Origin of the sequence: Solwaraspora sp. WMMA2101, assembly GCF_049179175.1 — a bacterium.
Taxonomy (GTDB): Bacteria; Actinomycetota; Actinomycetes; order Mycobacteriales; family Micromonosporaceae; genus Micromonospora_E.
Map to the genome: position 1 here is coordinate 5,722,201 of NZ_JBMHMA010000006.1, position 25,435 is coordinate 5,747,635.

21 protein-coding genes are annotated in these 25,435 nt (G+C 69.1%); 16 read left to right on the top strand and 5 right to left on the bottom strand.

What is annotated here, in order from left to right; all coding sequences use genetic code 11:
* Nucleotide 1 precedes the first annotated feature (1 nt).
* Nucleotides 2-1,027 carry an intradiol ring-cleavage dioxygenase gene (locus ACN28F_RS27110; RefSeq protein WP_421360294.1) on the bottom strand — a complete coding sequence of 342 codons (1,026 nt, stop codon included), beginning with the start codon at nucleotides 1,025-1,027 and terminating at the stop codon, nucleotides 2-4.
* 152 nt (nucleotides 1,028-1,179) lie between these two features.
* On the opposite strand from ACN28F_RS27110, the gene ACN28F_RS27115 reads away from it, so the two are divergent.
* Both ACN28F_RS27115 and ACN28F_RS27120 read left to right on the top strand, forming a co-directional pair.
* The gene (locus ACN28F_RS27115; protein ID WP_289210664.1) at nucleotides 1,180-2,394 is read left to right on the top strand and encodes a hypothetical protein; all 1,215 of its coding nucleotides are present in this window, start codon (nucleotides 1,180-1,182) and stop codon (nucleotides 2,392-2,394) included.
* A 167-nt stretch (nucleotides 2,395-2,561) separates the two neighbouring features.
* A complete protein-coding gene (locus ACN28F_RS27120) occupies nucleotides 2,562-3,065 on the top strand; it encodes a hypothetical protein (RefSeq protein WP_289210665.1) in 504 nt (167 codons plus the stop codon).
* On the opposite strand, the gene ACN28F_RS27125 is transcribed toward ACN28F_RS27120, so the two are convergent.
* The gene (locus ACN28F_RS27125; RefSeq protein ID WP_353850568.1) at nucleotides 3,037-3,900 is read right to left on the bottom strand and encodes an RHS repeat-associated core domain-containing protein; all 864 of its coding nucleotides are present in this window, start codon (nucleotides 3,898-3,900) and stop codon (nucleotides 3,037-3,039) included. The two genes, ACN28F_RS27120 and ACN28F_RS27125, sit on opposite strands and share 29 nt — an antisense overlap.
* Here ACN28F_RS27125 and ACN28F_RS27130 point away from each other — a divergent pair.
* The 4 genes from ACN28F_RS27130 to ACN28F_RS27145 all read left to right on the top strand — a co-directional run bounded on the left by ACN28F_RS27130 (nucleotide 3,868) and on the right by ACN28F_RS27145 (nucleotide 16,881).
* A complete protein-coding gene (locus tag ACN28F_RS27130; RefSeq protein ID WP_289210666.1) occupies nucleotides 3,868-4,443 on the top strand; it encodes a hypothetical protein in 576 nt (191 codons plus the stop codon). The two genes, ACN28F_RS27125 and ACN28F_RS27130, sit on opposite strands and share 33 nt — an antisense overlap.
* Nucleotides 4,444-4,643: 200 nt before the next feature.
* Nucleotides 4,644-15,323, top strand: a complete 10,680-nt coding sequence (locus ACN28F_RS27135; protein WP_421360297.1) for a LamG-like jellyroll fold domain-containing protein — start codon at nucleotides 4,644-4,646, stop codon at nucleotides 15,321-15,323.
* Nucleotides 15,320-15,940 carry a hypothetical protein gene (locus tag ACN28F_RS27140; RefSeq protein WP_421360299.1) on the top strand — a complete coding sequence of 207 codons (621 nt, stop codon included), beginning with the start codon at nucleotides 15,320-15,322 and terminating at the stop codon, nucleotides 15,938-15,940. The genes ACN28F_RS27135 and ACN28F_RS27140 overlap by 4 nt, the downstream gene beginning before the upstream one ends.
* Nucleotides 15,941-16,338: 398 nt before the next feature.
* Complete coding sequence (locus ACN28F_RS27145) at nucleotides 16,339-16,881, top strand: hypothetical protein (protein WP_421360301.1); 543 nt, start codon at nucleotides 16,339-16,341, stop codon at nucleotides 16,879-16,881.
* Here ACN28F_RS27145 and ACN28F_RS27150 read toward each other — a convergent pair.
* The 3 genes from ACN28F_RS27150 to ACN28F_RS27160 all read right to left on the bottom strand — a co-directional run bounded on the left by ACN28F_RS27150 (nucleotide 16,869) and on the right by ACN28F_RS27160 (nucleotide 18,618).
* On the bottom strand, nucleotides 16,869-17,441 hold the full coding sequence (locus ACN28F_RS27150; protein WP_421360303.1) for a GNAT family N-acetyltransferase: 573 nt from the start codon (nucleotides 17,439-17,441) through the stop codon (nucleotides 16,869-16,871). The two genes, ACN28F_RS27145 and ACN28F_RS27150, sit on opposite strands and share 13 nt — an antisense overlap.
* A gap of 92 nt (nucleotides 17,442-17,533) precedes the next feature.
* Complete coding sequence (locus tag ACN28F_RS27155; protein WP_282231513.1) at nucleotides 17,534-17,743, bottom strand: DUF397 domain-containing protein; 210 nt, start codon at nucleotides 17,741-17,743, stop codon at nucleotides 17,534-17,536.
* A gap of 17 nt (nucleotides 17,744-17,760) precedes the next feature.
* Nucleotides 17,761-18,618: a helix-turn-helix domain-containing protein gene (locus ACN28F_RS27160; RefSeq protein ID WP_421360305.1), complete on the bottom strand. Its 858-nt coding sequence runs from the start codon at nucleotides 18,616-18,618 to the stop codon at nucleotides 17,761-17,763.
* A gap of 274 nt (nucleotides 18,619-18,892) precedes the next feature.
* On the opposite strand from ACN28F_RS27160, the gene ACN28F_RS27165 reads away from it, so the two are divergent.
* The 10 genes from ACN28F_RS27165 (at nucleotide 18,893) to ACN28F_RS27210 (ending at nucleotide 25,424) form a co-directional block, all read left to right on the top strand.
* Nucleotides 18,893-19,255, top strand: a complete 363-nt coding sequence (locus tag ACN28F_RS27165; protein WP_421360307.1) for a zinc ribbon domain-containing protein — start codon at nucleotides 18,893-18,895, stop codon at nucleotides 19,253-19,255.
* A gap of 90 nt (nucleotides 19,256-19,345) precedes the next feature.
* A complete protein-coding gene (locus ACN28F_RS27170; RefSeq protein ID WP_278170261.1) occupies nucleotides 19,346-19,984 on the top strand; it encodes a GOLPH3/VPS74 family protein in 639 nt (212 codons plus the stop codon).
* A complete protein-coding gene (locus tag ACN28F_RS27175; RefSeq protein ID WP_421360309.1) occupies nucleotides 19,977-20,357 on the top strand; it encodes a hypothetical protein in 381 nt (126 codons plus the stop codon). Before ACN28F_RS27170 ends, ACN28F_RS27175 begins: the two co-directional genes overlap by 8 nt.
* Nucleotides 20,358-20,419: 62 nt before the next feature.
* Complete coding sequence (locus ACN28F_RS27180) at nucleotides 20,420-20,551, top strand: hypothetical protein (RefSeq protein WP_278170260.1); 132 nt, start codon at nucleotides 20,420-20,422, stop codon at nucleotides 20,549-20,551.
* Between the two features lie 99 nt (nucleotides 20,552-20,650).
* Nucleotides 20,651-21,088 (top strand): GNAT family N-acetyltransferase, encoded by a 438-nt coding sequence (locus ACN28F_RS27185; RefSeq protein ID WP_421360311.1) that lies wholly within the window; start codon nucleotides 20,651-20,653, stop codon nucleotides 21,086-21,088.
* Entirely contained in the window at nucleotides 21,085-21,762 is a 678-nt protein-coding gene (locus tag ACN28F_RS27190) for an endonuclease V (protein WP_421360313.1), read from the top strand. The genes ACN28F_RS27185 and ACN28F_RS27190 overlap by 4 nt, the downstream gene beginning before the upstream one ends.
* Nucleotides 21,763-21,962: 200 nt before the next feature.
* Nucleotides 21,963-23,303 (top strand): acyltransferase family protein, encoded by a 1,341-nt coding sequence (locus tag ACN28F_RS27195; protein ID WP_421360315.1) that lies wholly within the window; start codon nucleotides 21,963-21,965, stop codon nucleotides 23,301-23,303.
* A 190-nt stretch (nucleotides 23,304-23,493) separates the two neighbouring features.
* Nucleotides 23,494-24,150 carry a hypothetical protein gene (locus ACN28F_RS27200; protein WP_421360317.1) on the top strand — a complete coding sequence of 219 codons (657 nt, stop codon included), beginning with the start codon at nucleotides 23,494-23,496 and terminating at the stop codon, nucleotides 24,148-24,150.
* Between the two features lie 40 nt (nucleotides 24,151-24,190).
* Entirely contained in the window at nucleotides 24,191-24,694 is a 504-nt protein-coding gene (locus ACN28F_RS27205) for a sigma-70 family RNA polymerase sigma factor (RefSeq protein WP_282231504.1), read from the top strand.
* Nucleotides 24,684-25,424, top strand: coding sequence for a hypothetical protein (locus ACN28F_RS27210; RefSeq protein WP_421360319.1), 741 nt, complete (start codon nucleotides 24,684-24,686; stop codon nucleotides 25,422-25,424). The genes ACN28F_RS27205 and ACN28F_RS27210 overlap by 11 nt, the downstream gene beginning before the upstream one ends.
* Nucleotides 25,425-25,435 lie beyond the last annotated feature (11 nt).

Consider the following 25,435-nt stretch of genomic DNA (forward strand, 5'->3'; position numbering starts at 1 on the left):
ATCAGGCCGGAGCACCACTCGGCGGGGCCCCGCCGGGACCACCCGGGGCACCGCTGGGCGGCGTACCGCCCGGCCCGCCCTCGCCGCCACCCGCCGGACCACCGTCACCCGCCGGCCCGCCACCGCCTGACGGGGCGGAGCCGCTGCTCGGCGTGGTGGTCGTGTCGACCGCCACGGTGAGCGCGGCGGCGTAGCCGCCGGAGACGTCCCCGGTGACGGTGGCCAGCTGCAGGACGCCACCGTCGTCACCGAAGACGTTGTCCGACTCCAGAGTGATCTGGGCCAGGTTGCCGACCGAGGCGTCGTAGCCGGACTCGGCGTACACGGTGTCGCAGACGTCCTGCGGCAACGCGACCTGCGAGGTGGCGATGGCGTTGGCCGCGTCGGTGATGCTGGCCTCGTCGGGGTAGACCTCGAAGTGGATGTGCGGCCAACGGCCGGAGTAGCAGCCGGGGAAGATCGTGGTGAAGCTGACCTTGCCGGCGTCGTCGGTGATCTGTACGCCGCGCAGGTAGTTCTGGTCGGTGATGCCGTCGGAGTACATCGAGTAGCGGCCCTCGCGGTCGCAGTGCCAGACGTAGACGGCGGTGCCGGCGAAGGGCGTACCGCCGCCCGTCAGGTCGGTGATGGTCAACTCCAGGGTCAGCGGCACCCCTTCGGCCGTACCGTCGGCGTCGCCGAAGCTGGACCGGATGTCGCTGCGCACGACACCGCTCTGCTCCAGGACGTCGGGGCCGTTGGATCCGTCACCGGGGTACGGCCCGGCGGTCTCGTCCGGGATCTCACCGGCCGACGTCGCGGCGGCGGCCGCAGTCGAACCGCTGCTGCCGCTGCTGGCGGCGGTGCTGCCGCAGGCGGCGAGCCCGAGGGTCGCCGCGCCCAGGCCGAAGGCCCGCAGGATCTGCCGGCGGCCCATCAGGGTGCCGAGGTCGAAGCCGAGGCCCTGGTCGACGAGTTCCTCGTCCGGCCTGGGCAACGGCCGGCCTTCGTACCGTGCGGTGCCGTCCCGGCGGGGGTCGCGCTGCATCCGTTTTCTCCGTTCGTGACGACGACATGTCATCGGTGTCGTGCCTTGGCTGTGACCAACCCTGGCCGCCCGCCCCAGCAGCCCGCTGTGCCGTCCCTGTGGATCCGCTGTGCCCAGCTGCCGCCCGGTCGCGGTGCGACAGGATGGGGACCATGACGACGACAGCGGTGCGGGACCGGATCGAAGCGACGCTGCGCGCCTGGGACGGCTACGAACGGCGACGCGGCACCACCCCGGTGATCGACTACGACTGCTGTCCAGCACAGCCCGACCGGGCCGGGCCACCGCAGCCCGACCCTGCCGCGCCGCCGCCGGCCACCAGCCGGGTCGCCGTACTGGCCGAACTGACCGCCATCGCCGACGAGCCGGCCTGCCGGGCCGACACCCGGCTGCGGACCCGCGTCGCCGCCGACCGCGCCTACCTGGCCGCGATGCTGGGGGAGCGGCAGCCGCTGGCCGACTACGTACGGCGCACCCAGGGCTGCTCCGCCGCCGGCTGGACCGAGGACCACCTCGCGCAGGTCGGCGACCGGGCCCGCGCCTGCCTGGCCGACCTCGACGTCGACTGGGACGACCGGACCCTCACCCACCTCACCCGGGTCGAGGGTCGGCTGCGCGGCCAGGACGCCGCCGACGCCATCGAGCAGGCCGCGACCGACCTGGAACCACTGGTACGGGCGGCGACCGGCACCGACGCGCCCTACCAGTTGACGATCGAACAGGTCGAGGTCGACGCCTACTGGTCGTACTGGCTCGACGGCGCCGGCACGGCCGCCCGGCTGCGGCTCAACCGGCACCGCGCCGAGTTCACCGAGACCCAGGCGCGGGTGTTCGCGCTGCACGAAGTGCTCGGCCACGCCCTGCAGTCGGCCAGCTGGTACGCGCGGTGGACCGCCGTCGACGACGGCGCGGTACGCCTGCTGTCGGTGCACACCGACACCCAGGTGCTGCTGGAAGGGCTGGCACAGGCGTTACCGCTGTTCGTCATCGGCGACGACGCCCCGGCGGTGGCGCGGGTCCGGCTGGCGCACTACACCCAGCTGGTCCGGGCCGGTCTGCACCGGGCGGTCAACGACGGCGTGCCGGTGGCCGACTGTGTGCGGTGGGCGCAACAGCGGGTGCCGTTCTGGACCGACGAGGAGATCGGCAACGCGTTGGCCGACCGCAGCGTCGACCCGCAACTGCGGTCGTACCTGTGGGCGTACCCGGCGGGCATCGACTGGTTCGTCGCACTGGCCGACACCGGTGGTCCGGCCGCCCGTACGGCCGTGCTGCGGGCCGCGTACCGAGGGCCGCTGGCCCCCGCCGACCTGGCTGCACTGTGGCCGGCCGGGCCGACCATCGGTGGTGTCGGAGCACAGCGCTGACGGACAGGGTCCTTCGCCAGGGGAACCCGGTCCCAGGACTCGACACATCGTGCATTGAGGGCATTTGTGTGACCGGTCCCGGACAGACAGTAGGGGTCGGGTGGGATTCGGCATAGCGTTGGCCTGCGTCCATTCAGAGCCCGGAGGTCACCATGCAGCCTGCCCTCATGCCCGCAGTCGACAATCTGCCTTACAACAACGAGCCGATCATCATTGTCGGATGTGGGACCACCCATGTCGTCAACGTCGGTGGAAACCAGCTTCCCGGGCACCGGATTCCGCTCGGGAATCCGAACACTCACGCCGACATCTTCATTCCTGCACACCTGAGTTACACGATCGACGTCAATCACGCCCAGGGGCCGCACCGGGTCGGCGACTTCTGGGTCGCCGACCACACCGAGGACCTGCCGGGCGGCAGATTCTCCGTCATATTCTTCGAGAACCTGCCCGGCCCGCTGTTCGCCAACCGCGGCTGGTGCCTGACCGCAGTGCGAGCCGCGCACCGGCTGCTGCAGGCGGGTGGGCGGGTGGTCATCCGTGCGGGTCTGGGGACCATCAACCCGGGTGGGCACCTCGACCAGGCCCTCCAGGACGTATTCGGCCCCCACCAGGTGACACACAACGCAGACGGGTACGGCGTCATCCAGGACATCCGCGCGGTGAAATGACCTGCGGTACGGGTGCCTGCGCGACGAGGTGCGTAGGCACCCGCTGCCAACTTTGGTACACACCGGTGGTGAGGGAGCCGAGAGCGTCACCGACCGGGTGGATGTCGCCCTGCGCCACATCCTTCGCCAGGTTGATCAACGCCCCGGCACCGACCATGCAGGCCACCGCACCCACACCAGCAGTGACGGCCGTACACGCCAGCCCGGCCACCACCGCACCCGCGATCGCGGCGACCTCCAGGATCGTGTCCTTGTGCTCCACCACCCACTTCTTCGTGGCGTTCGCCGCGTCCTTCACCACGCTGACGGTCTTCTTCACCTTCGTCTTGACCGCAGCGGCCTTCGTGACGGTCTTCGCCTTCTGGTAGGCGGCGCTGCTGTAACTCGACACGCTCGACACCGCCCGGCGGGTCGCGCTCGACACCTTCGACGTCGCCTTCGACACCGCCTTCGCCGCCGCCTTGAACGGGTTCCCCCAGTGCCCCGTCGGGTCGATCGTCGTCAACGGCGTCCCGTCGCCGTACTGGTACCGGTTCGCCGCGATCGAGTCCGGCACCGGACCGTTGCTGGCCGTGTCACGGGTGTCGAACTGCCCGGTGTCGGTGTTGTACCAGCGGGCATGCATGTTCACCCGCGACGTCACCGCGTCGGTCCACTCCGACTGGAACCCCAGACTCCCGATCACCCCGGTACTCGCCACCACCTTCCCGAGCGGGTCGTACGTCGCCGCACCCGCCCAGGGTCGTGTCTCATCCGGCAGCAGTGCGGCGGAGCGGCGGTTGCCGACGGGTAGGGTGCGACCGTGCCGAAGCGTGTGGGCGGTCGAGACCGCCAGCCGACACCGGGTCGCCTGAGTGGACGGCGGGCCCGGATCGTACTACTCGCTGTCATTGCCGCGCTGGTCGTCGTCGTTCTGGCGGTGCTGGTGGCGGCGCTGTGGCCGGACGATCCGGCTGAGCCTCGGGCCCGCGAGTACCGGGACGTCACCGTATGCCTGCTCACCGGCTCGGCCGGGGTGACCGACCCGGCCGCCGCGCCGGTGTGGGCCGCAATGCAGGAGTCGTCGCTGCGGACGCTGGCCAGGGTGCAGTTCCTCGAAGTCGACGGCCCGCAGACCGCCGACAACGCGGCCGGCTATCTCGCCAGCCTCGCCAGCAGCGGGTGTGAACTGATTCTCGCGGTGGGCGAGGGGCCGGTGGCGGCGACGGTCCGCGACGCCGCCCGCTACCCGCAGGCCAGCTTCGTGTTGGTCGATGATGGATCGTCGGCGGTCGACGCCGGCAACGTGACCGTGGTGACCGAGACCGACGATGCGGTGCTGCAGCAGCGGATCCGGGAACTGGTGGACGCGGCAGTCGGTGACCCGGCCGAGGACTGAGCTGAGGACTCGGTCGGGGACCGGGCTGAGGACTCGGTCGGCGACCGGGCTATCGGCTGAGCCGGGGATTAAATCGCCGACGGCGATGTGTGGTCAACCCTCCGTACGGATGCTTGTGCGCTCCGCATGTGCCATCGGAGACTGTCCGACGTCGGCATGATCGATGTCGGACAGTTCTCGGTACACGGGGGAGGGCGGCCATGCGCCGTGCCATCGGTCGTGCGTCCCGTCGGATCGCCATCGTCACGCTGCTGCTGTTCGGGCTGACCGTCGCCGTGCCGGCCGGTGCCGTGCCGGCCGACAACTGGCCGGTCTCCTGGCTCTGGTCATGGACGGCGACCCGTCCGCTGTGGTCGGCTGCGGCGGCCGCGCTCGGTGCGCCGGCGATGGCCGGACCGGCACCGTTCACCGGTGACCATCACGTCCCGGCTGACGCGACCGACGCCGACGGCGGTGCCGGTCGGGCCGCCGACCAGGTGGCCGGCACGCTGCCGCCGTACCAGCCGCACGACCCGGCGGTCCCGACCACCCCGACCGGTGTCGCCGAGCCCGGCTTCGACGCGGCGACCAGCCGCCGGGACGCCAGCGAAGCCACCGCCCGGACCGACGTGTACGACAACGCCGACGGGTCGACCACGGTGCGCACCTACAGCCGGCCGGTCAACTACCGGGCCGGGGACGGCAGTTGGCGCCCGATCGACACGGGCCTGGTCAGGCGTGCCGACGGTCGGCTGCACATGCGGGCGAACAGCCTGCAGGTCAGCGTCGCCGACGCCACCGGGGACACCGACCTGGGTGTGCTGGCGCTGCCCGGCGGGCAACGCGTCGCCTACGAGCTGTCCGGCGCGGCCGACGTCGACGCCGAGGTCGACGGCAACACCGCCACCTACCGGGGCATCCTGCCGCACACCGACCTCGAGTTGATCACGTTCGACGCCGGGCTCAAGGAGACCCTGATCCTGCATTCACCGCAGGCCCAGTCGACCTGGACGTTCCCGCTGAACCTGACCGGCCTGACCCCTCGGCTCACCGCCGAAGGTTGGGTGGAGCTGGTCGACTCCGGAGGTACGCCACGCGCCTGGTTCCCGCGTGGCTTCATGGAGGACAGCAACGTCCACCCGCAGTCCGGCGCACCCGCGCAGTCACCCGACGTCGACTTCGCCATCGTCGAGCTGCCCGACGGCGGCCAGGCACTGCAGGTCACCGCCGACCGGGCCTGGCTCGACGACCCGGCCCGGGTCTACCCGGTCCGGGTGGACCCGACCGCCACCACCGGCACCACCGGCGACGTGTACGTCGACAGCGACACCCTCACCACCAACCACAACGGCGACAACCTGCCGGTCGGCACCTACGACGGTGGCGGGGTCAAGGCCCGCTCGTTCATCCACTTCGACGAGTTCGACGACGACGGCTTCCTCGGCAAGCGGATCACCGCCGCCAACCTGAAGCTCTACCTGACCTGGACCTACAGCTGCACGGAGCATCGGGCCTTCAACGTGCACCGGGTCAACCAGGCGTGGACGGTCGCGAACCTGTCCACGGCCAGCCACCCCGGGCCGGACATCTCCGCCCCGATCGGCTCGCTGACCGTCACCAACAACTACCCGTCCTGCCAGAACAGCGACGGTGTCCGCAGTATCGGCAAATGGGTGACGGTGCCGCTCAACGTCGCCACCTTCAACGACTGGTCCACCGGCGGCGTCAACGAAGGTCTGGCGCTGACCGCCTCGGAGACCGACTCGGACGGCTGGAAGCGGTTCACCTCCGCCAACTACGGCGGCGGCGCCTACAAGCCGTACGTCGAACTGACCTACACCAACAACGTCGCGCCGCAGGTCAACGTCCGCTACCCGGCGAACAACGCGGTCACCCCGACGCTCACCCCGGAACTGCTGGTGCGGGCCAAGGACCCGGACAACTGGCCGAACAAGGGGTTCACCTACAACTACGTCGTCTACGACGCCACCGGGACCACGACCGTGGCCAACTCCGGCTGGGTGGCCAGCCCGTCGTGGCGGGTGCCGACCGGCACCCTGGCCTGGAACAAGACCTACCTGTACACGGTCCGGGTCTACGACAAGGCCGGCTACAGCGCCGTCTACCCGGCGTACGCGTTCACGACCGGCGTACCGCAACCCACCCTGGCCAGCAACCTCAGCCAGAACGCCGGCAAGGGCTACGACCCGGGCATCGGCAACTACACCACCTCGGCGACCGACGCGACCGTCGCCACCGTCGGCCCGTCGCTGACCATCACCCGCAACTACAACAGCCTGGACACCCGGCGTACGTCGGCCTTCGGCACCGGCTGGTCGAGTCTGCTCGACGTACGCGCCACCGCCGTGCCCGACGCCGCCGGCAGCGTCCAGTCGGTGCTGGTCACCTACCCGACCGGGCAGGACATCGCGTTCGGCCGCAACGCCAACGGCACCTTCACCGCCCCGTCCGGCCGGTTCGCCACCTTCACCGAGACCCGCAGCGGCTCGACCCTGATCGGCTACACCCTGACCGACAAGGACGCCTCGGTCTACACGTTCGGGCAGTCCGCCGGCGGCGGAGTGTTCCGGCTGACCGCGGTGACCGACGCCAACGGTCGCACCCTGACCATCGAGTACACCAACGGACTGGCCAGCCGGATCGTCAGCGCCGCCGGCCGGTCGCTGTGGCTGACCTGGTCCACCCCGGCCGGCTCGGCCCACCCGCACGTCGCGACCGTCGCCACCGACCCGGCACAGCCGGGCATCCCGGCCAGCGCCGAGACCTGGCAGTACGGCTACGGGCCTGACGACACCCTGGTGCAGGTCTGTCCGCCGACCGGCCCGAGCGCCTGTCACGGCTATCAGCACACCAGCATCTCCGCGTACGCCAACACCGTGCTGGACACCGGACCGTACTCGTACTGGCCGCTGTCGGAGCCGTCCGGGGCGAGCGTGGCCCGCAGCGCCGTCCTCGCCAACGCCGGCATCGACAACGCCCGGTACGCCGCCGTCAACCTCGGCCAGCCGGCGACCCGCCCCGGTTCGACGGCCACCGTCGCCGCGTTCGACGGCACCTCGTCGTACCTGCAGTTGCCGGGTGACCTGGTCGCGGACGGCCAGTACCAGACGGTCAGCATGTGGTTCCGGACCACCGCCGTCAACGGGGTGCTGTTCGGTTACAGCGCGGCGCCGGTCACCGCCGGCACCACGCCCACCACCTACGTGCCGGCCCTGTACGTCGGCAGTGACGGCAAGCTGCGGGGACAGTTCTGGCAGGGCAACGCCGCCGCCGCGATCACCACCGCCGCGCCGGTCAACGACGGCAACTGGCACCACGTGGCGCTGGCCGGGGCCGGCAGCACCCAGACCCTGTACCTCGACGGCGTCGCCCAGGGCAGCCTCGGCGGCATCATCATGCAGTTGCCCGACAACGCCGACAACATCCACGTCGGTGCCGGCTTCATCGGCGGCAACTGGCCGGGCCACCAGAACAGCGGGGTCAGCCCGGCGGCGGCCAGCTACTTCTCCGGCTCGATCTCCGATGTGGCGTTCCACAACCAGGCGTTGCCGGCGGCGACCGTCGCCGCGCTGCACACCGCCGGCACCCGCACCCATCCGGTGCTGTCGCAGGTGACCCGGCCGTCCGGCGGTGTCACCGCACAGGTCACCTACCAGGGCAGCACCGGCCGGGTCGCCACCGTCACCGACGAGAACGGCGGTGTCTGGACGATGGGCACCCCGACGGTGGCCGGCAGCGCCGACGTGTACGCCGCGTCGGTGCTCGGTGCCAAACCGGCCGACTACTGGCGGTTCGGCGAGGTGTCGGCCACCGAGGCGGTCAACCAGGTCGACGGGGGCGTCGCCACCTTCAACCAGGTGACCCTCGGGGCGGCGGGTCCGTTCGCCGGTGCCACCGCCGCTTCCTTCAACGGCAGCGACTCGTACGTCGAGTTGCCGCCGGAACGCATCGTCGGCACCGGTCCGGCGTCGGTGTCGATGTGGTTCAAGATGCCCACGGCCAGCACCGCCGGCAGCATCCTCTACAGCTTCCAGACCAACTCGATCAGCAGCGGTGTCGCCGGCGGCGAACGGATTCCGGCGCTCTACGTCGGGGCCGACGGCAAACTGCGCGGCAAATGGTGCTGGTGTCTGGGCACCAACCCGCCGATCACCACCGCCGGCAGTGTCCGGGACGGCAGTTGGCACCACGTCGCGTTGACCCTGTCCGGCAGCACCCAGCGGATGTACCTCGACGGAGACCTCGTCGGCACACTGAACCTGGCCGGTCAGGCCACGACCGCAGCGCACGCCTACCTCGGCGCCGGGCTTACCCCGGGCACCTGGCCGTCGCTGTCGGGATCGGTCAGCTACTTCCCGGGGCAGATCGCCGAAGCGGCCTTCTTCACCAGCGAGCTCAGCCAGGCGCAGGTCACCGCCCACTACGCCGCGTCGCAGCAGACCGCGCCGGTCGCCATCACGATGATCTCCGGGGTGGCCACCGCGATCCCGATGCCGGTGTCGCAGATCGCGGTCACCGGACCCACCGGCGAAACGGTGTCCTACAGCTACGACCTGGTCAACGGCGGCCGGCCGGTGGCGCAGACCGACGCGCTCGGCAACGTCACCAAGTTCGGCTACGACGTCGGCGGCTACAGCAGTCTCGTCTACGACCCCCGTGGCGTGTGGTCGCAGACGTTCCAGGACGTCCGCGGCAACACCAAGCAGAGCGTCAGCTGTCAGGACCAGTCGGCGAACAAATGCTCGTCGGTGTACTACACCTACTATCCGGACGCGACGACCACGACGCTGACCCCGGACGCCCGCAACGACCTGCTGCTCACCGTCCGCGACGGCCGGTCGACCTCGGAGACCGACAACACGTACCGCACGTCGTACGCCTACGACACCCGGGGCAACCAGACGACCATCACCGACCCGCTGGGCCGGGTCACCACCACCGGCTACACCGACGGCACCAGCACCCCCGCGTACGGCGGTGGGATCGCCCCGGCGGGCCTGCCGACCCGGGTCACCACCCCGGGCGGCGCGGTGCAGACCGTCGAGTACTACGCCAACGGCGACCTCGCCCAGGTCACCGACCCGGGCGGCAAGGTCACCCGGTTCACGTACGACGGGTTGGGTCGCACCCTGACCGAGACGGAGCTCAGCGACACCTTCCCGGCCGGGCTGACCACGACCTACACCTACGACGCCGCCGGCCGGGTGGCGACCGAGACCGCCCCGGCGGTCACCAACCGGGTCACCGGCGCGGTGCACACCGCCCGCACCACCTACGGCTACGACGCCGACGGCAACGTCCTCACCGAGACCACCGCCGACCTGACCGGCGGCGACTCGCCCCGCACCGAGCAGCACACCTACAACCAGTACGGCCAGCAGGTCACCTCCACCACCCCCGGCGGCACGGTCACCACCCTCGGCTACGACGCGTACGGCCGGGTCGTCACCGAGACCGACCACGACGGCGGCGTCACCACCAATGAGTACGACGCCGAAGGCAACCTGCTGACCACGACGGTGGTCGGCTTCACCGGCGACCCGGACGACCCGCAGCCCGCCACCGACGTGCTGATCTCGGCGAAGTCGTACGACCCGGCCGGGCGGCTCGCGGCCGAGACCGACCCGATGGGCTGGACCACCGAGTACACGTACACCGACAACGGGCTGATCGCCGAGGTCGTCCGCACCGACGGCACCTCGTCGTTCGTGGTCGAGTCGAATGAGTACGACGCGGCCGGCAACCTGGTCCGTGAGGTCAGCGACGACGGCGCCACGGTCGTCACGCACACGTTCGACGCCGCCGGGCGGCAGACGTCGACCACCGTCGACCCGGACGGACTCAAGCGCACCACCCACTACGGCTACGACGCCGACGACAACGTGGTCACCGAGCGGCAGACCGACGCCGGTGGTGCCACGGTCGGCTTCTCCGAAACCCTGTACGACCCGGCCGGCGAGGTCATCGCCGACACCGAGTACCCGTCGACGGCGCTGACCCCGGTGGCCCGCTGGCGGCTCGACGAGACCACCGGCGGCCGGGCCGCCGACTCGGCCGGCAACAACCCCGGCACGGTCGCCGACGGCACCTGGACGACCGGCCACGGCGGTGCCGCCGGCTTCAACGGCACCAGCTCGGTCATCGAGACCGACAGCCCGGCGATCGACACCGGCCGCAGCTTCACCGTCACCGGCTGGCTGTACCTGGCCGACAACGGTGCACTCCGCAAGGCGATCTCCGCACCCGGTGACCAGCAGGACGCCTTCGACCTGACCTACGACCAGCCGACCAACCGGTGGCGGTTCCGCACCATCGGCGTCGACGTGACCAACCCGACCAGCACCACCGTACGGTCGACCAGCACGCCGGCGGTGAACACCTGGACCCACCTGGCCGGGGTGTACGACGCCGCCGCCGGCACCATGACCCTCTACGTCAACGGCACCGCGCAGGGCAGCTCCGCCGTGGCCCGGCCGTTCACCGCCCGTGGCCCGCTGGTCATCGGCGCCGGCAAGTGGAACGGTCTGCGCGACAACTACTGGCCCGGCGAGATCAGCGACGTGCAGGCGTACCAGAAGGCGTTGACGCCCGCCGAGGTCGCCGCCGTGCACGGCGGCACCGCGCCCGCCGCTGACGCCCACGTGGTCCGGGAAAGCTACCGGGTCGACGACAACGGCGAGGTCGTCGCGGTCACCGACGCGAACAGCCACACCACGTACGTCACCTACGACGAGGACGGCAACGCGGTCAAGACGACCGCGCCGGCGGCGTACGCCCAGTCGGTCGACAGCCCGTCACCGGTGCTGGCAAACGCGGTCTCCTGGGTCGGCTACAACACGTTCGGGGAGGTCACCGACACCCTCGACCCGTCCGGCAACTGGTCGGTGACCAGCTACGACGCCGACGGTCGGGCGGTCGGCGAGCAGCTGCCGGCGTACACCCCGCCGGGGTCGACCACCCCGATCACCCCGGAGATCACCCACAGCTACGACGCGTCGGGGCAGTTGGCCTCGGTGACCGACCCGTTCGGCGAGACCACCGAGTACACCTACGACCAGCTGGGCCGGCTGACCAAGGTGGTCACCCCGAACGACGGCACCACCCGCTACACGTACAACCTCGCCGGTGACCTGCTGTCCACCACCGACCCGACCGGCGCGGTCGCCACCTCCACCTACGACTACCTGGGCCGGCAGGTGACCAGCACCGACGTGGTCCGGCAGACCGGCACCAACCACACCACCACGTACAGCTACGGGCCGGGGGGCCGGCTCGCCCAGGTGACCGGCCCGACCGGGGTGACCACCGCCGCGACGTACAACGCCGTCGGGCAGCCGCTGGCCGTCACCGACGGGGCCGGCAACATCACCCGGTACGCCTACGACGGGGCCGGCCGGGCGGTGCGCACCACCCTGCCCGACGACACGTACACGACGACCAGCTACGACCTGACCGGCCGGGTCCTCGCCACCGCCGTCCACAACGCGGCCGGCACCCAGCTGTCGGTGGAGACCACCGGCTACGACCGGGCCGGCAACGTCGTCGCAGCCACCGACGCGCGCGGCACGACCGCCACCTTCGAGTACGATGCCACCGGCGCGTTGACCCGGCACACCCAGCCGATCTCCGGCTCCGACGAGATCGTCACCACCTTCGGCTACGACCTGTCCGGCAACCGGACCCGGTTCACCGACGGACGCGGCAACGTGTTCTGGACCGGCTACAACCCGTGGCATCTGCCGGAGAAGCAGATCGAGCCGTCCACCACGGCGCACCCGTCGGCGGCCGACCGCACGTTCAGCGTCGCCTACGACGCCGCCGGCCGACCGGTGACCCAGTACCTGCCCGGCGGGGTCACCATCAGCAGCGAGTACGACGAGATGGGCCAGCTGCTGCGCCAGGAAGGCGCTGGCGCGGAAGCGACCACCGTGGACCGGGTCTTCGACTACGACCTCGGTGGCCGGATGACCGAGTTCTCCGGTGGCGGCGGCACCAACACGATCAGCTACGACGACCGGGACCTGCCGCTGTCGATCAGCGGCCCGGTCGGCAACTCGTCGTTCACCTACAACGCCGCCGGGCAGCTGGCCAGCCGGCAGGACGCGGCCGGCACCACCAGCTACGGCTACGACACCGCCGGGCGGCTGGCCAGCCTGACCAACCCGACCGCCGGCGTGGCGATGGGGTACACGTACAACGCGTTGTCGCAGGTCTCGCAGATCACCTACGGCGGGACCGGCAACCGTCGCCAGTTCAGCTTCGACGCCCAGCACCGGCTCACCGGCGACACGCTGAAAACCTCCGGCGGTACGCAGATCGCGGCGATCGGCTACGGCTGGGACGCCAACGACAACCTGGTCTCGAAGACGACCACCGGATTCGGTGGTGCCGCCGTCACCAACACCTACAGCTACGACCTGGCGGACCGGTTGACGTCGTGGAACAACGGCTCGGCGACGGTGGTGTACGCGTACGACAAGTCCGGTAACCGGGTGCAGAACGGCAGCAAGCTGTTCAGCTACGACCAGCGGAACCGGTTGCTGACCGCCGACGGTACGGCGTACACGTACACGGCTCGTGGCACCCTCGCCGCCGCCGGCACCGTCGCCACGACCGCCGACGCGTTCGGTCAGGTGCACAGCCAGCAGGTGAGCGGTGGTGGGCCGGCCCGTACCTACGACTACGACGCGTTGGGTCGGGCGGTGCGGCCGGGGTTCGCGTACACCGGGGTCGGTAACGACCTGGCGGCCGACGACACGGCGACGTATGTGCGGGGGCCGTCGGGTGAAGTCGTCGCCGGTACGGCGGGTGGCACGCAGCGGCTGGTGTGGACGGATCTGCACACCGACGTGGTCGGCCAGTTCACGACGACCGGCACCACCCTCGCCGGAGCGACCACGTACGACCCGCTCGGCAAGGTCCTCGCCAGCACCGGAATCGTGGGGAGTCTGGGCTACCAGTCGGAGTGGACCGACGCGGCCACGTCGCGGGTGAACATGCACGCCCGCTGGTACAACACCGACACCGGCCAGTTCGACACCCGCGACACCGCCGCGAACAGCCCGCTGCCGGACTCGATCGCCGCGAACCGCTACCAGTACGGCGACGGCACCCCGTTGACGACGATCGACCCGACCGGGCACTGGGGCAACCCGTTGAAGGCGGCGGCGAAGCTGGCGTCGAAGGCGACGTCGAAGGTGTCCAGCGTCACCCGCCGGGCGGTGTCCAGCGTGTCGAGTTACGGCAGCGCCGCCTACCAGAAGGCGAAGAAGGTCACCAAGACCGCGGCGAGGAAGGTCACCACCGCCGCGAAGAAGAAGGTCAACCAGGTCAAAGCCAAGGCCGCCAAGGTCAAGAACAAGGTCAAGAAGACCTACGCCAAGGCGAAGAAGACGGTCAAGAAGAAAGTCAACCAGGCCAAGAAGTACGTGGCGAAAAAGGTCGCCAAGGCGAAACAGAAGGTGAAACAGAAAGTCGCCCAGGTCAAACAGGCGGCGAAGAAGGTCGCCGCGAAAGCGACCCGGGTGGTGAAGAAGACCGTCAGCGTGGTGAAGGACGCGGCGAACGCCACCAAGAAGTGGGTGGTGGAGCACAAGGACACCATCCTGGAGGTCGCCGCGATCGCCGGTGCGGTCGTGGCCGGGTTGGCGTGCACGGCGGTGACCGCCGGTGCGGGTGCGGTGGCGTGCATGGTGGGTGCGGGTGCGTTGATCAACCTGGCGAAGGATGTGGCGCAGGGCGACATCCACTCCGTCGGTGACGCGCTCGGTTCGCTCGGTACGGGGGCGATCATGGGCCTGGCCGGTGGTGCCGGTGGGGCGATCGCGGCGAAGGTCGGCACGGCGATCGCCGCCAAGGCCGGCTCCGGAGTGACCGCCCGGCTGGCCAGCGACGCGGTGGAGAACGGCATCTCCGACGTCATCTCCCAGGCCGCCACCACCGGACGCGTCGACCTCAAAGCCGCCGCCCTCGGGACGGTGCCGGGACTCAACCTGATCGGCCGCAAGGGCGGCGGTGCAGGCCCCGCGCGGGCTCCACCGGGACGCGGCGGCAGCACCGCCGGCGGTGGATCAGGTCCGGGATGCCGTACACACAGCTTCGCCCCCGACACCCGCGTCCTGATGGCCGACGGCACCACCCGCCCCATCACCGACATCAACATCGGCGACCAGGTCGTGGCCACCGACCCGGTGTCCGGCACATCGTCGCCGAAACCCGTCACCCAACTACACCGCAACACCGACCACGAACTCACCGACGTCCAGGTCCGCACCAGCGACGGCACCTCCACCGTGGTGGAGACGACACCGAACCACCCCTTCTGGGACGACAACCGGCAGACGTGGATCGACGCCGGCGACCTCAAGCCGGGTGCCAAGCTGCGGGTAGCCGGCCGCGGCGAGGCCACCGTCGTATCGGTCCAGACACGCCGCGACCAACGGGAGATGCGCGACCTGACAGTCGCCCACACCCACACGTACCATGTACTCGCCGGCGACCACCCGGTCCTCGTCCACAACAACAACGCGTCGTGTGATGTACCGACGCTCAAGGGCTATGCACAGCAGATTCGCGAAGCGGGTGACCATCCTGCAGCAGTCAACCAACGTGTGATCGCTGTGGGGCAGGACGAGGCAGGTAATCTGGTCGCTGGATCTAGCAATGGATTTGACGCTGGACAGGCTGCTGCGGCGGATGCGTTGGGTATTCGCCGTGTACCGAGTCGTCGAGGCAGGCATGCGGAGGAAAACTTGATCGCCGATAATGATGGATCAATGTGGCCCCTAAAGCGGGTGGGAACGGATGCCCGGACACCATGTGGTCCGGCTGAACATAACTGTGCTCGGCAACTGACGGATCGCGGGATCGAACACGGATGACAATCTTTAACGAAGGCGGCCTGCGCGCCGAGATCAAGTGCCTGGCCGATGAGGTCTCAACCTTGCCGTCACGTGGAAAGGCTACCGTCTTTGCGGTTTGTGGGAGGGGGCTGGCGCCCCTATTGGATCTCGTTGAAACACGTACATATGGCCAGTGGGTTTTCCCTGAGGCGCAAGCTGCGATCGCCAAGGTGGAGAATTACGTTCTGGGTCGATCGGCAGGTCAAGATCATGCGGCATTGAGGGGGCGGTTGATGGGATCAGTACCGCATGGACATGACCTTGACTCTCCGTGGAGCACGTATGCGCAAGCCGCACTAACATGTATTGACGCTGGCCTTGCTGCCTCCTCGGTTGTTGATTCATGCAAGGGTATATGGATCCAGTATTCACTTGATCCTCTGGTGGGCTCGTTGCAGTACCGAGATGAGGATATTCTGATTTCCCGAGGGGAAGGTGTCTGGGAACGGGAAATTCTGGCGGACCATTCAATAACAAGCGCTTTTAAATTTTTGCGTAAAGTTGTTCATAGTGTTCAGTGTGAAGTGCCTCTTCCTGAAGTTCGATATAGCGAGTTGACGGAAGAGGCGGTCGTGCTGATCCCGGCGATCCACTGATCCAAACCTGGTCGTTCTGTGTTAAGTAGTCCCAGGTTTTCTGGGTGAGCAATGGTAACGGTTCTTAATTGGTGTGGGTTGGGTGCGGGTCAGGTGACGCAGAACCCGGAACGCCGAGGTGCGGCGTCGATGGGGTAGTGCTGGATCGCGTAGGGGCAGGTTATTGGCACCCTTCCAGTCATGCAGTCGCCTTCTTTCGGCGCCGGGCATCAGATCGAGAGGTGCGCCATGAGCGCGACGGTAAGCGCTTACATTGTTGACTCGCCTGCGGGGCTCTCTGGGCGCGCGGTCCGTTTTCTTCGGACGTTGTCGCGACGGGTTGACTTTAAAAGAGGTTTGACCGGAGATGCTCTTCGGCGAGAAATTGGAAGATCTATGGTGACTCGAACGACGCGATAGTGGATCTGCTGGATCGCTTGCAGGCGCGGTATGGCGGCCTCTCCTATGCAAGTGGGTTTTTCCAGTCTGAGGTCATTTTTGCCCCATCTTGTGATCCTGAAGGCGTGGATGAGGAACTGGAGATATCGTACGCGGTAGAAACGGGAAGCCCGGTTGGTGCTTCCGTCAAGATCGATGGAGCGGTCGAGATTGGTTTGGATTGTTCTGGGGTGAAGGAGTTCGGCGGCCTTGACTGTCTGATCGAATGTGATGCGATGTTCTCGGTTGCTGATGCGCTAGGTCTCGAGGGTCAACTCTATTTGAATAGCGGAACTGCGCTGATGGCTATAGAGGTGCTCCGCGCCGAAGAAGGGCTGGGACTGGAGTTTGTGTCGGAGGCTTCCGGGCTTCATTCCTACTGGCTCGCTGGTGATTCGGCTATGGTCTACGCAGCAGATGTATGGAATCTATTGAACGGCGGAGTTCCTTCGTTTGTGAAATTTTGGACGACGGGCGAAGATGTTCGTGAAAGAATTGCGATCCTAATTGCTCAAGCTCGATAGATTGTGCCAGTGTCAGTTTGAGTCGGCGGCCGGGGTTCGTAAGGCTGGGCGGGGCGTTGGAAGCAGGCTCCGCTGACGCAGGTGGAGATGGTGCGGACGTGTCGGAATCCCTGTCGACGGTAGTAGTTGTGCAGTCGTGGGTTTGTGGTCCATGCGTCGAGGCGTAGCCAGGTGAGGCCGGCGTCGTATGCTCGGCCGGCGGCCCAATCGAGCAGCTCGGTGCCGATGCCGTCGCCGGCTCGTTCAAGCGGGAGCATCATCTTCGCGGCGTAGAGCGCGTCTGCGGGGTCGTCCTCGGGGTACCAGAGGGCTTCGGGGTCGCGGTCCGGTTTCCAGAGCCCGTCGACGTCGACGTAGGCGGTGAGGGTGATGGTTGCGGCCGGGGTTTTACCATCGGAGACCATCCAGGTTTGCCCGGCGGACACGGTCGCGGCGATGGCGGACCGGGGCAGTGGGATCGACCACTGGTCTTCTGCCCGGGCTGCGAGCCACGCTTCCCGTTCGCGTCGCCAGCTCATGATGACGTCGATGTCGCTGAGCTGTGCGCGGCGGATGATCATTGGCGACGCTGACACGTACGGGCTGGCCGGTGGTGCAGCTGGCTCGCCGGCACGGTGTCTGCCACTGCGGGTAGTTCGTCCGCAGGTCGCGGTCAGAGCTGGCGGAACTCGCCCTTTTCTGCGCCGTCGAGGAAGCAGTCCCACTCCTCGGGGGTGAAGATCAGGACCGGACCGTCCGGGTTCTTGGAGTCGCGGAGCGCGTACGCCTGACCCAGGTTGGCGACCTCGACGCAGCCACCGTTCGTGGATGACTTCCTGCTCTTGCGCCAGACGGCAGCGCTGAGGTCGAGGTCGGGGGTCACGTGCTGCTCCTCGTCGGTCAACCCGTGGCGCGGGTCAGGGCGGTGATCAGCTTGGCGCTCTCGGGCGGGCTGAGCGCGGCGGCTGTGATGTGGTTGTACGCCAGGTTACACCGACGCAGGTCCGCGTCACGTTCGAGATAGAGGCCGCCGGCCTGGCCTTCGACGTAGACGACGGGGGAGTGGATGTCCTCCTCGAAGTCGAAGATCGTGAACGCGCCGAGCTCACCGGGGTAGCTGCCGTGGCTGTACGGGACGACCTGGAGGGTGAGCCAACGGTTGGCCTTGACGGTGTCGAGGATGTGGGTGAGCTGGGCGCGCATGGCGTCGGTGCCGCCGACCCGGCGGTGCAGGACCGCTTCGTCGAGGATGATCCAGGTCTGCGGCGGGTCCGCGAAGATCCGCTCTTGGCGGGCGCGGCGGATCTGCACCTGCCGTTCGATCTCATCCGGCGTGAGTCCAGGCGTATGCGTCGAGACGATCGCGCGGGTGTAGTCCTCGGTCTGCAGGAGTCCGTGGACCATCAGCGGTTCGAAGACGCGGATGCTGGTCGCCGAGGACTCCAGGCTGAGAAAGGTCGCGAACTGCTGGGGCACCATGCCGAACTTGGACCACCAGCCGCGTTCCTTGCCTCGCTTCTGAAGCTCGATCATGTCGTTGCGGGCGGCCTCGTCGGTGACGCCGTACATGTCGAGCATGACCATGAGCTCGGCGCGGTTGGTGCCGACGTAGCCCGCCTCGACCTTCTTGATCTTCGACTCGGAGCAGCCGAGTTTGTCGGCGACGACTGCCTCGGTGAGGTTGGCGGCGCGGCGTAGGCGGGTGAGCTCCTCGCCGAGCTGCCAGCGCGGGATGGTTGGACCGACGACCTTGGGCACGTCTGCCTCCACAGTGGGTGAGGTGATTCCGCCATCTTGGACCATCCATGCCTGTCAGCGCAACCAGGCTAGCGCGATCCATCTTGATCATTAAGGCCGACCGATCGAGATGGTCGCAAGATTTTTCCATGGAAGAATTGACGGACCAGATTCGGCGTGCCACTGTCGATCCAAGCGAGTTACTGGATCGCGACGATCTGTGATCTTCAGTCCTCTGTGCCGGTGGCACCCGTTCCGTCGCCGGCCAACCTCGTGCACCCGTAGGAGTCCTTCGATGCCTTCGCTGCGCTCTGACCTGCCCGAAGACGGCCCACCGGTCGGGGAACCCGAGCGCGGCGACACGTCCGACCAGTGGCCGCTACGTGGGGTCCTGATGTGCGCGGCGTGTGGGCGGCGGCTGCAGCCGTTGCGGACCACTGACGGTGGGCGGGCGTACCGGGGACCGTGTGGTTGCCGGCTGGACCCGGTCGACGCGGGCCGGATCGAGCGGCTCGTCGGCCTGTCCCTCGCCCGCCGCCGCCCCGACCTGGCCGCTGTGTCGCCGCCGCGCACCGACGCCGACGTGATCGGCGAGGCCATCGATCAGGTGTACGTCGGTGCTGACGCCGACGACCTGCTGATCGTCTGGCGCACCTGAGCCGCCGCCCGTCGTCGCTGCCGAGGTGGGCGTGGCGGCGGGCGGCGTTCCACGCCCCTTGTCTGCGCACGTTGCCGAGGAGTCTGCCGAATGTCCACGTACCCGCTGGCCGACGACCTGTTCCGGATGGCCCACCACCGGCTGCACGGCCGACCGTTGCTGCACCCCCGCGCGCTCAGCCACGGCCTGGCCGCCGCGCTGCTGGCCGAACTGCTCTACCCGCAGCGGATCGCCGTGCGCCGCGGCCTGGTCGTCGTCGGCGCGACCGTCGCCCCGCCCGACGACCTGGTGCACGGCATCCTCGCCCAGATCAGCGCCGCGCCGACCCCGCAACCGGTGAAGACCTGGGTCGGTCTGCTCAGCGAGACCGCGGTCCGGCAGGTCGCCACCCGACTGGCCCGCGCCGGCCACGTACGTCGGGAAGTGACCCGCCGCCGCCTCGTCGGGCGCGGCGAACGGTGGGTGCCCACCGACATGAACACCGCCGGCTGGCCCGCCGTCCGGCTGGCCACCGCGCTGCGCGCCCGCCGCCGTCTCCACGTCACCGATCAGGGTCTGGCGGCGTTGACCTGGGCCTGTGGCCTCGACCGGCACATCCTCAACGGTGCGCCGCCGCACGCCTACGACGACCTGCGCACCCTCGTCGACCACGGCTGGCCGCCGATCGTCGACCTGGCCCGGCAGACCCGCGCGGCACTCGGCCGTACCGTCGCCGCCCACCGTGGCTGACCGGCGGCGGCTGATGATGGTCGACTACCCCGACCCGGCCGGATACCCACTGGCCGCACTGATCCGCTGTGCGGACTGCCGGACCCCGATGACCCCGGCCGTCCGTGCCGCCACCCGCGTCTACCGGTGCACCGGTGCGTGCCGCAACGAGATCGACGCCCTGCACGCCGAAACCCTGATGTGGGACCGGGCCGCCGCCCGGCAACCACAGCTGGCCCGACCGCACCTGCCGGCCGACCGGCGGCGCGAGGTCTTCGCATCCCTGCTGACCGAGGTGTACGCCCGAGGCCCGTCGAGCTGGCTGTCCCTGCGTGCCTCCTGGATCGACCGTCGGCGACGGGTTGCCGGCCCGACGCCGCCCCCGGCCCGGTGACCTGAGTCGTCGCCGCCGAGACGAAGTCATGTCTTGCCCGCCCTGGAGAGAAGGAACAGGTCATGGACGTCTGCGCGTTGACCAGCGCTGCGGTGCTCGGCTACCTGGCCGGGCTGTTCTCGTTCCGGGTCAAGAGCCGCTGGTGCCCCAAGTGCGGGGAACTGACCACCACCCCGCCACCGCCGAGCGTCTGAGCCCTGCGGTCAAGCTGGTCGGGTGGCACAACGACAGGGCAGGGAGAGGCGGTGGGCGAGCCGGCGGATACGGATTGCCATGCCGCGTAGTCTGCCGACGTGCCTGAGCTGATCACACCCACCATCGAGCTGTACGCGTCGTGGCTCGACGCCCGCGACGAGTGGGGACGCGGCACCCACCAGGACGGCAGCGGGCTGCGGCCGGCCGACGACGTCGACACCGCCGCCGGGTTCGCCACCTGGGTCGACCGGCTGCGCCGCCAGGGTGACGAGTCGCTGCCCGCCGACGAGGGGTGGGTGCACACCACCCACCGGTGGATCGTCGAGCAGGACGCCTACCTCGGGGCGATCTCGCTGCGGCACCGGCTCAACGACTTCCTGCGCCGCGCCGGCGGGCACATCGGCTACGGTGTACGGCCGTCGGCGCGTGGCCGTGGCATCGCGACCTGGGCCCTCGGCGCGATGCTGCCGCTGGCCGCCGCCCGTGGCCTGGACCGGCCGTTTCCGCCGGCCACGCGCGGGACGGGGAAGCGGTGACGGCGGCGACACCGCGTACCGAGCGGGAGGCCGTCGAGATCCAGCGCGAGCTGGCCCGCCGGGTACGGGTCGACCAGCCGATGGTCGATCCGCCGAGGTTCGTCGCCGGCGTCGACGTCGCGTACGAATCGGACTCGTCGGCGGCGGGCCGACTCGCCGGTGCCGTCGTCGTGCTCGACCTGGCGGACAACCTGCCCGTCGTGGCCAGCGCGACCGCGACCGGCGTCTGCGACTTCCCGTACGTTCCCGGCCTGCTCGCGTTCCGCGAGGTTCCGGTCCTGCTCACCGTCCTCGACCTGCTCACCGTCCGCCCGGACCTGCTGGTCTGCGACGGGTACGGCGTAGCGCATCCGCGTCGCTGCGGCCTGGCCAGCCACCTGGGCGTGGTCACCGGCATCCCGGCGTTCGGCGTGGCCAAGACGGCGTTCGTCAGCACCCACGGCGAGGTGCCGCCCGAGCGCGGCGGCTGGGCCGACCTGGTCGACGACGGTGAGGTGGTCGGCCGGGCGCTGCGCACCCGCACCGGCGTCAGACCGGTGTACGTGTCGGCCGGGCATCTCATCGACATCGCCCAGGCGACCGAGGTCACCCTGCGCCTGACGCCGCACTACCGGCTGCCGGAGACGACCCGCCTGGCCGACCGCGCCTGCCGGGGAGTTTCCCGGCACGGCTGATATCGGACGGCTTCTCATGTTAGTCAACCGGCTTCGTCGAAGAAAGGCATGGCGTTCTTGGAATCGAGTCTACTCGTCAGTCTGTGGGCATTAAGGTTCTTTCGGTAAGGGGACGACCTGATTGTCCCCGTGTCGGGGTCGTCGTGACCAGCGGGAGACCCCGGCCTTCATCAATGAGGCGGTCGGGCCTGAGGAGATCCGTGTTGAGTGCGCATGCGGCGATGTGTCGCGGTCTGCCGAGCCTTGCCGACCGGTACGTGCCGGACAGCAATTCGTTCGGGCTGATCCGCCTGGCCCTGGCCCTTGGTGTCCTCGTGGCGCATGCCTGGCCGCTGGGCTACGGCGCGGCGAGCCTTGGCTACGGAATATCGGCTGGGCAGAGCGAGCTCGGTTCGCTGTCGGTCCAGGGATTCTTCGTGGTTTCCGGATTCTTGATCACGGGAAGTGCGCTCAAGCACTCGGTCTTGCGGTATTCCTGGCATCGGGTGCTTCGGATTTTTCCCGGCTTCTGGGTGTGTCTACTGGTCACCGCATTTGTGGTGGCGCCGCTGGTCGCTCTGTACGAGAACGGTACGATGCGAGGGTTCTGGAGTCATCCTCAAGGTCCATTTTCCTACCTGGCGGTCAACTGGTTCACCGCTATGGAGCAGTACCCGATATCGGGACTGTTGTCGTCTACTCCGTTCGGTCAGATGATGGGTGGGCCGAGCGCGTTCGATGGATCACTGTGGAGCTTGCGGTACGAACTTGTGTGCTATGGCCTGGTCGCTGTCCTCAGTGTGACTTCGGTCCTGCGCCTGGCCCCGCGGGCATTGCTGGCAATCCTGATATTCGGCTATGCACTGATTATTCGTGACATTTCAATTGCTTCGACATGGGCATTCCGGCCAGCTCCCGTCGGGGCGGTCGGCCCGTTTCCGCTGATCGGCTCGTTCGCCTCTGACTGGCTACTGTATCTGACTTTCCTCTTTGTGCTGGGCGCCGTCGTCCGCTGCTATATGCATCGCATACCGATGGACGGCCGGCTGGCTGTGTTGGCGGCCGTCCTGCTCGCGGTCAGCCTACTGCGGGGCGGATTCGTCGTTGTCGGGCTGCCAGCCTACGCGTACCTGCTCATATATCTGGGTGTTGCGCTTCCGCGACGGCTCGGACGGGTCGGTCGTGGGCGGGACTACTCGTACGGAATTTACATCTATGCTTTCCCGGTGCAGCAAGTTCTGGCGCTGGTCGGCGTGGCCGAGTACGGCATGTCATCGTACATCCTGTTGTCGGTAATCGGCACGATGCTGTTGGCTGTACCGTCGTGGCATCTTGTCGAGAAGCCCGCGATGAGATTGCGGGCCCTCGACGTCGCCCGCCTGCCCCGGCCCGCTCGCCCTGCCCCGGTCAGGCCGGCGGCCGCAGGAGGTCCGGCGAGCGTACGGTCGTCCGTACTGCCACAAAGCCCCTACCAGGGCGGTCGCAATGCCTATTCGGCTGCGACGAACGGCACTGCGGCAGGTGATGGAGATGGTGGCCAGGTGCCAGCTCCGCGCGGCTGACGGACCGGTGCGGGGAAGGCTGCGCACGTGCGCCAGGTCGCCGCAAGTCCATGTGCATGGCTGAAACCGGGCGCCGCCGCCACACGTCTGGGGGTATGTCGGTCGAATCGAGAACATCGACCGGACCCAGCGGCGGTGGGCGGGTAGCCGTCGCTGCCGGGTCACCGACAGGCGGATGAGGGTGAGAACCGTGGTGACGAGCCAATGGATCACAGGTCTGGGAATCGCCGTGCTGGCCGGCGCGGTGGCGGCGTGCGGCACGACCGCACCGGCCGGTGACGCGACGCCGACGTCCGACCCGGACCCGACGACGGTGACCGGGACCCCGACCGCCAGCCTGGCACCGCCGCCGGAGCCGACGGCACCGACGGACGGCCTGCCGCAGGTGCTGTCCGGCACCCGGCAGGTCACCATCGTGCGGGCCGAGGCGTTCGAGTCCGGGCTGTCGATCACCGACGACGGATGGTTGGCCGAGGTCGACGGCGACGAGGGCCGCCAGTTGTTCGTGGCGGTCCCGCTGCAGGGGCGGCTGTTCCTGATCGAGTCATACCAGGGAACCGGCGGCGGCCCCGGCGCCGGTGACCCGGTCTGCTGGCGGGTGCGCAACCCGGGAGACGGGGGATCGCTGTCGGTCGAGGGTGCGGCCTGCGACGCCGGTGACCCCCGGCAGCGGTTCGCGATCGTCGCGGCCGACACCGGCGCCGACGACACCTTCATGATCAGCAACAGGTCGGCGTACCTGCGCACGTCGGCCCGCTCCGGGCTGATCCTGGAGGAGCAGGGCGACGGTTCGCCGACCCCGGACGGGTTCCGGTTCACCGACAACGGGCCGGCGCCGACCCGGTGACCGGTGCAGGAACGACCAGGTGACGGGTGGAGCACGACGGATGCGTGACGCCGACGAGTTCGACGCCTTCTACGCCGCGTCGGCCCAACGGGTGCTCGGACACCTGTCCGTGGTGCTCGGCAACCGGGCCGATGCCGAGGACGCGGTCGCGGAGGCGTACGCCCGCGCGTGGGACCGGTGGCGGTCCGTGCGCGACTGTGACAGCCCCGAAGCCTGGGTACGCACGGTCGCGTACCGGATCGCGGTGAGCTCCTGGCGTAAGGCGGTGAACCGACTGCGCGCCCACCGCCGCGACGCCAACGGCCACCAGGTCGACGAGGTGTCGGCCGACCACGTCGCGATCGTCGCCGCGTTGCGCCGGCTCGGTGTCGACCAGCGCCGGGCCGTCGTGCTGCACCACCTGGTCGGCCTGAGCGTCGCCGAGATCGCCGCGGAGACCGGCACCAGCCCGAACACGATCAAGACCTGGCTTGCCCGGGGCCGCAAGGCGCTGGCCGTACACCTGACCACCAGCGGCGACGAAGGGCGGAGCCGTGCCGTCTGACGACCGATTCCACGAGGCGCTACGCGACGTGGCCCGGCGGGCCGGGCGAACCGGCCGGCTCGCCCCGGCGGCGGACATCCGGCGGCGCGGCGAGACGCTGCGCCGACGCCGACGGGCCACCACCGCCGCGCTGGCGGTGACGCTGGTCGGAGCCGTCGGCGCGGGCGTCACTGCGATCCAGTTGGTGACCGCCGCACCGCAGCTGCCGGTCGGGCCCGCCGGCCCGACAATGAGCGTGCCGTCCGGATCGCCGACCGGGGCGCCGACCTCCGTCCGGGACGATCCGCTGCTGTCCGGGGACCGTCAGGTCGCGATCGTGCGTACCGACGCGTTCGAGTCGGCGGTGTCGCTGCTCGACGACGACCCGCTGGGCGAGGTCGACGGGACCGAGGGCCGGCGGCTGTTCGTCATCGAACCGGCCGGGGCGGAGACCTTCCGGATCCGCGCCGCCGAACCGAACCCGGACGGCTCCGACGCGTGCTGGCAGGTCAGGTCGTCGGGCTCGGACCCGTTGACCGTCGTCGCGGCGGACTGCGTGGCATCCGAGCCACGGCAGCACTTCTCGATCAGCGTCGTGGAACGGGCCGGTGGGGAACCGTCGTACGCGATCAGCAGCGCCTCGGCGTACCTGCAGCACTCCGCCACCCGGGGGCTGATCCTCGAAGAGCTGGGCGACGCGACGCTGACGACATACTTTCGGTTCGTCGACAATGGTCCTTCGCCGGGGTGAGCCGCCCGGCC

What these genes read in the sequence shown, in the direction of transcription:
- ACN28F_RS27110 (WP_421360294.1), bottom strand. Translation starts at nt 1,027, where the DNA reads ATGCAGCGCGACCCCCGCCGGGACGGCACCGCACGGTACGAAGGCCGG.
- ACN28F_RS27120 (WP_289210665.1), top strand. Translation starts at nt 2,562, where the DNA reads ATGCCCGCAGTCGACAATCTGCCTTACAACAACGAGCCGATCATCATT.
- ACN28F_RS27170 (WP_278170261.1), top strand. Translation starts at nt 19,346, where the DNA reads ATGTCCACGTACCCGCTGGCCGACGACCTGTTCCGGATGGCCCACCAC.
- ACN28F_RS27140 (WP_421360299.1), top strand. Translation starts at nt 15,320, where the DNA reads ATGACAATCTTTAACGAAGGCGGCCTGCGCGCCGAGATCAAGTGCCTG.
- ACN28F_RS27180 (WP_278170260.1), top strand. Translation starts at nt 20,420, where the DNA reads ATGGACGTCTGCGCGTTGACCAGCGCTGCGGTGCTCGGCTACCTGGCC.
- ACN28F_RS27205 (WP_282231504.1), top strand. Translation starts at nt 24,191, where the DNA reads ATGCGTGACGCCGACGAGTTCGACGCCTTCTACGCCGCGTCGGCCCAA.
- ACN28F_RS27165 (WP_421360307.1), top strand. Translation starts at nt 18,893, where the DNA reads ATGCCTTCGCTGCGCTCTGACCTGCCCGAAGACGGCCCACCGGTCGGG.
- ACN28F_RS27115 (WP_289210664.1), top strand. Translation starts at nt 1,180, where the DNA reads ATGACGACGACAGCGGTGCGGGACCGGATCGAAGCGACGCTGCGCGCC.
- ACN28F_RS27150 (WP_421360303.1), bottom strand. Translation starts at nt 17,441, where the DNA reads ATGATCATCCGCCGCGCACAGCTCAGCGACATCGACGTCATCATGAGC.
- ACN28F_RS27135 (WP_421360297.1), top strand. Translation starts at nt 4,644, where the DNA reads ATGCGCCGTGCCATCGGTCGTGCGTCCCGTCGGATCGCCATCGTCACG.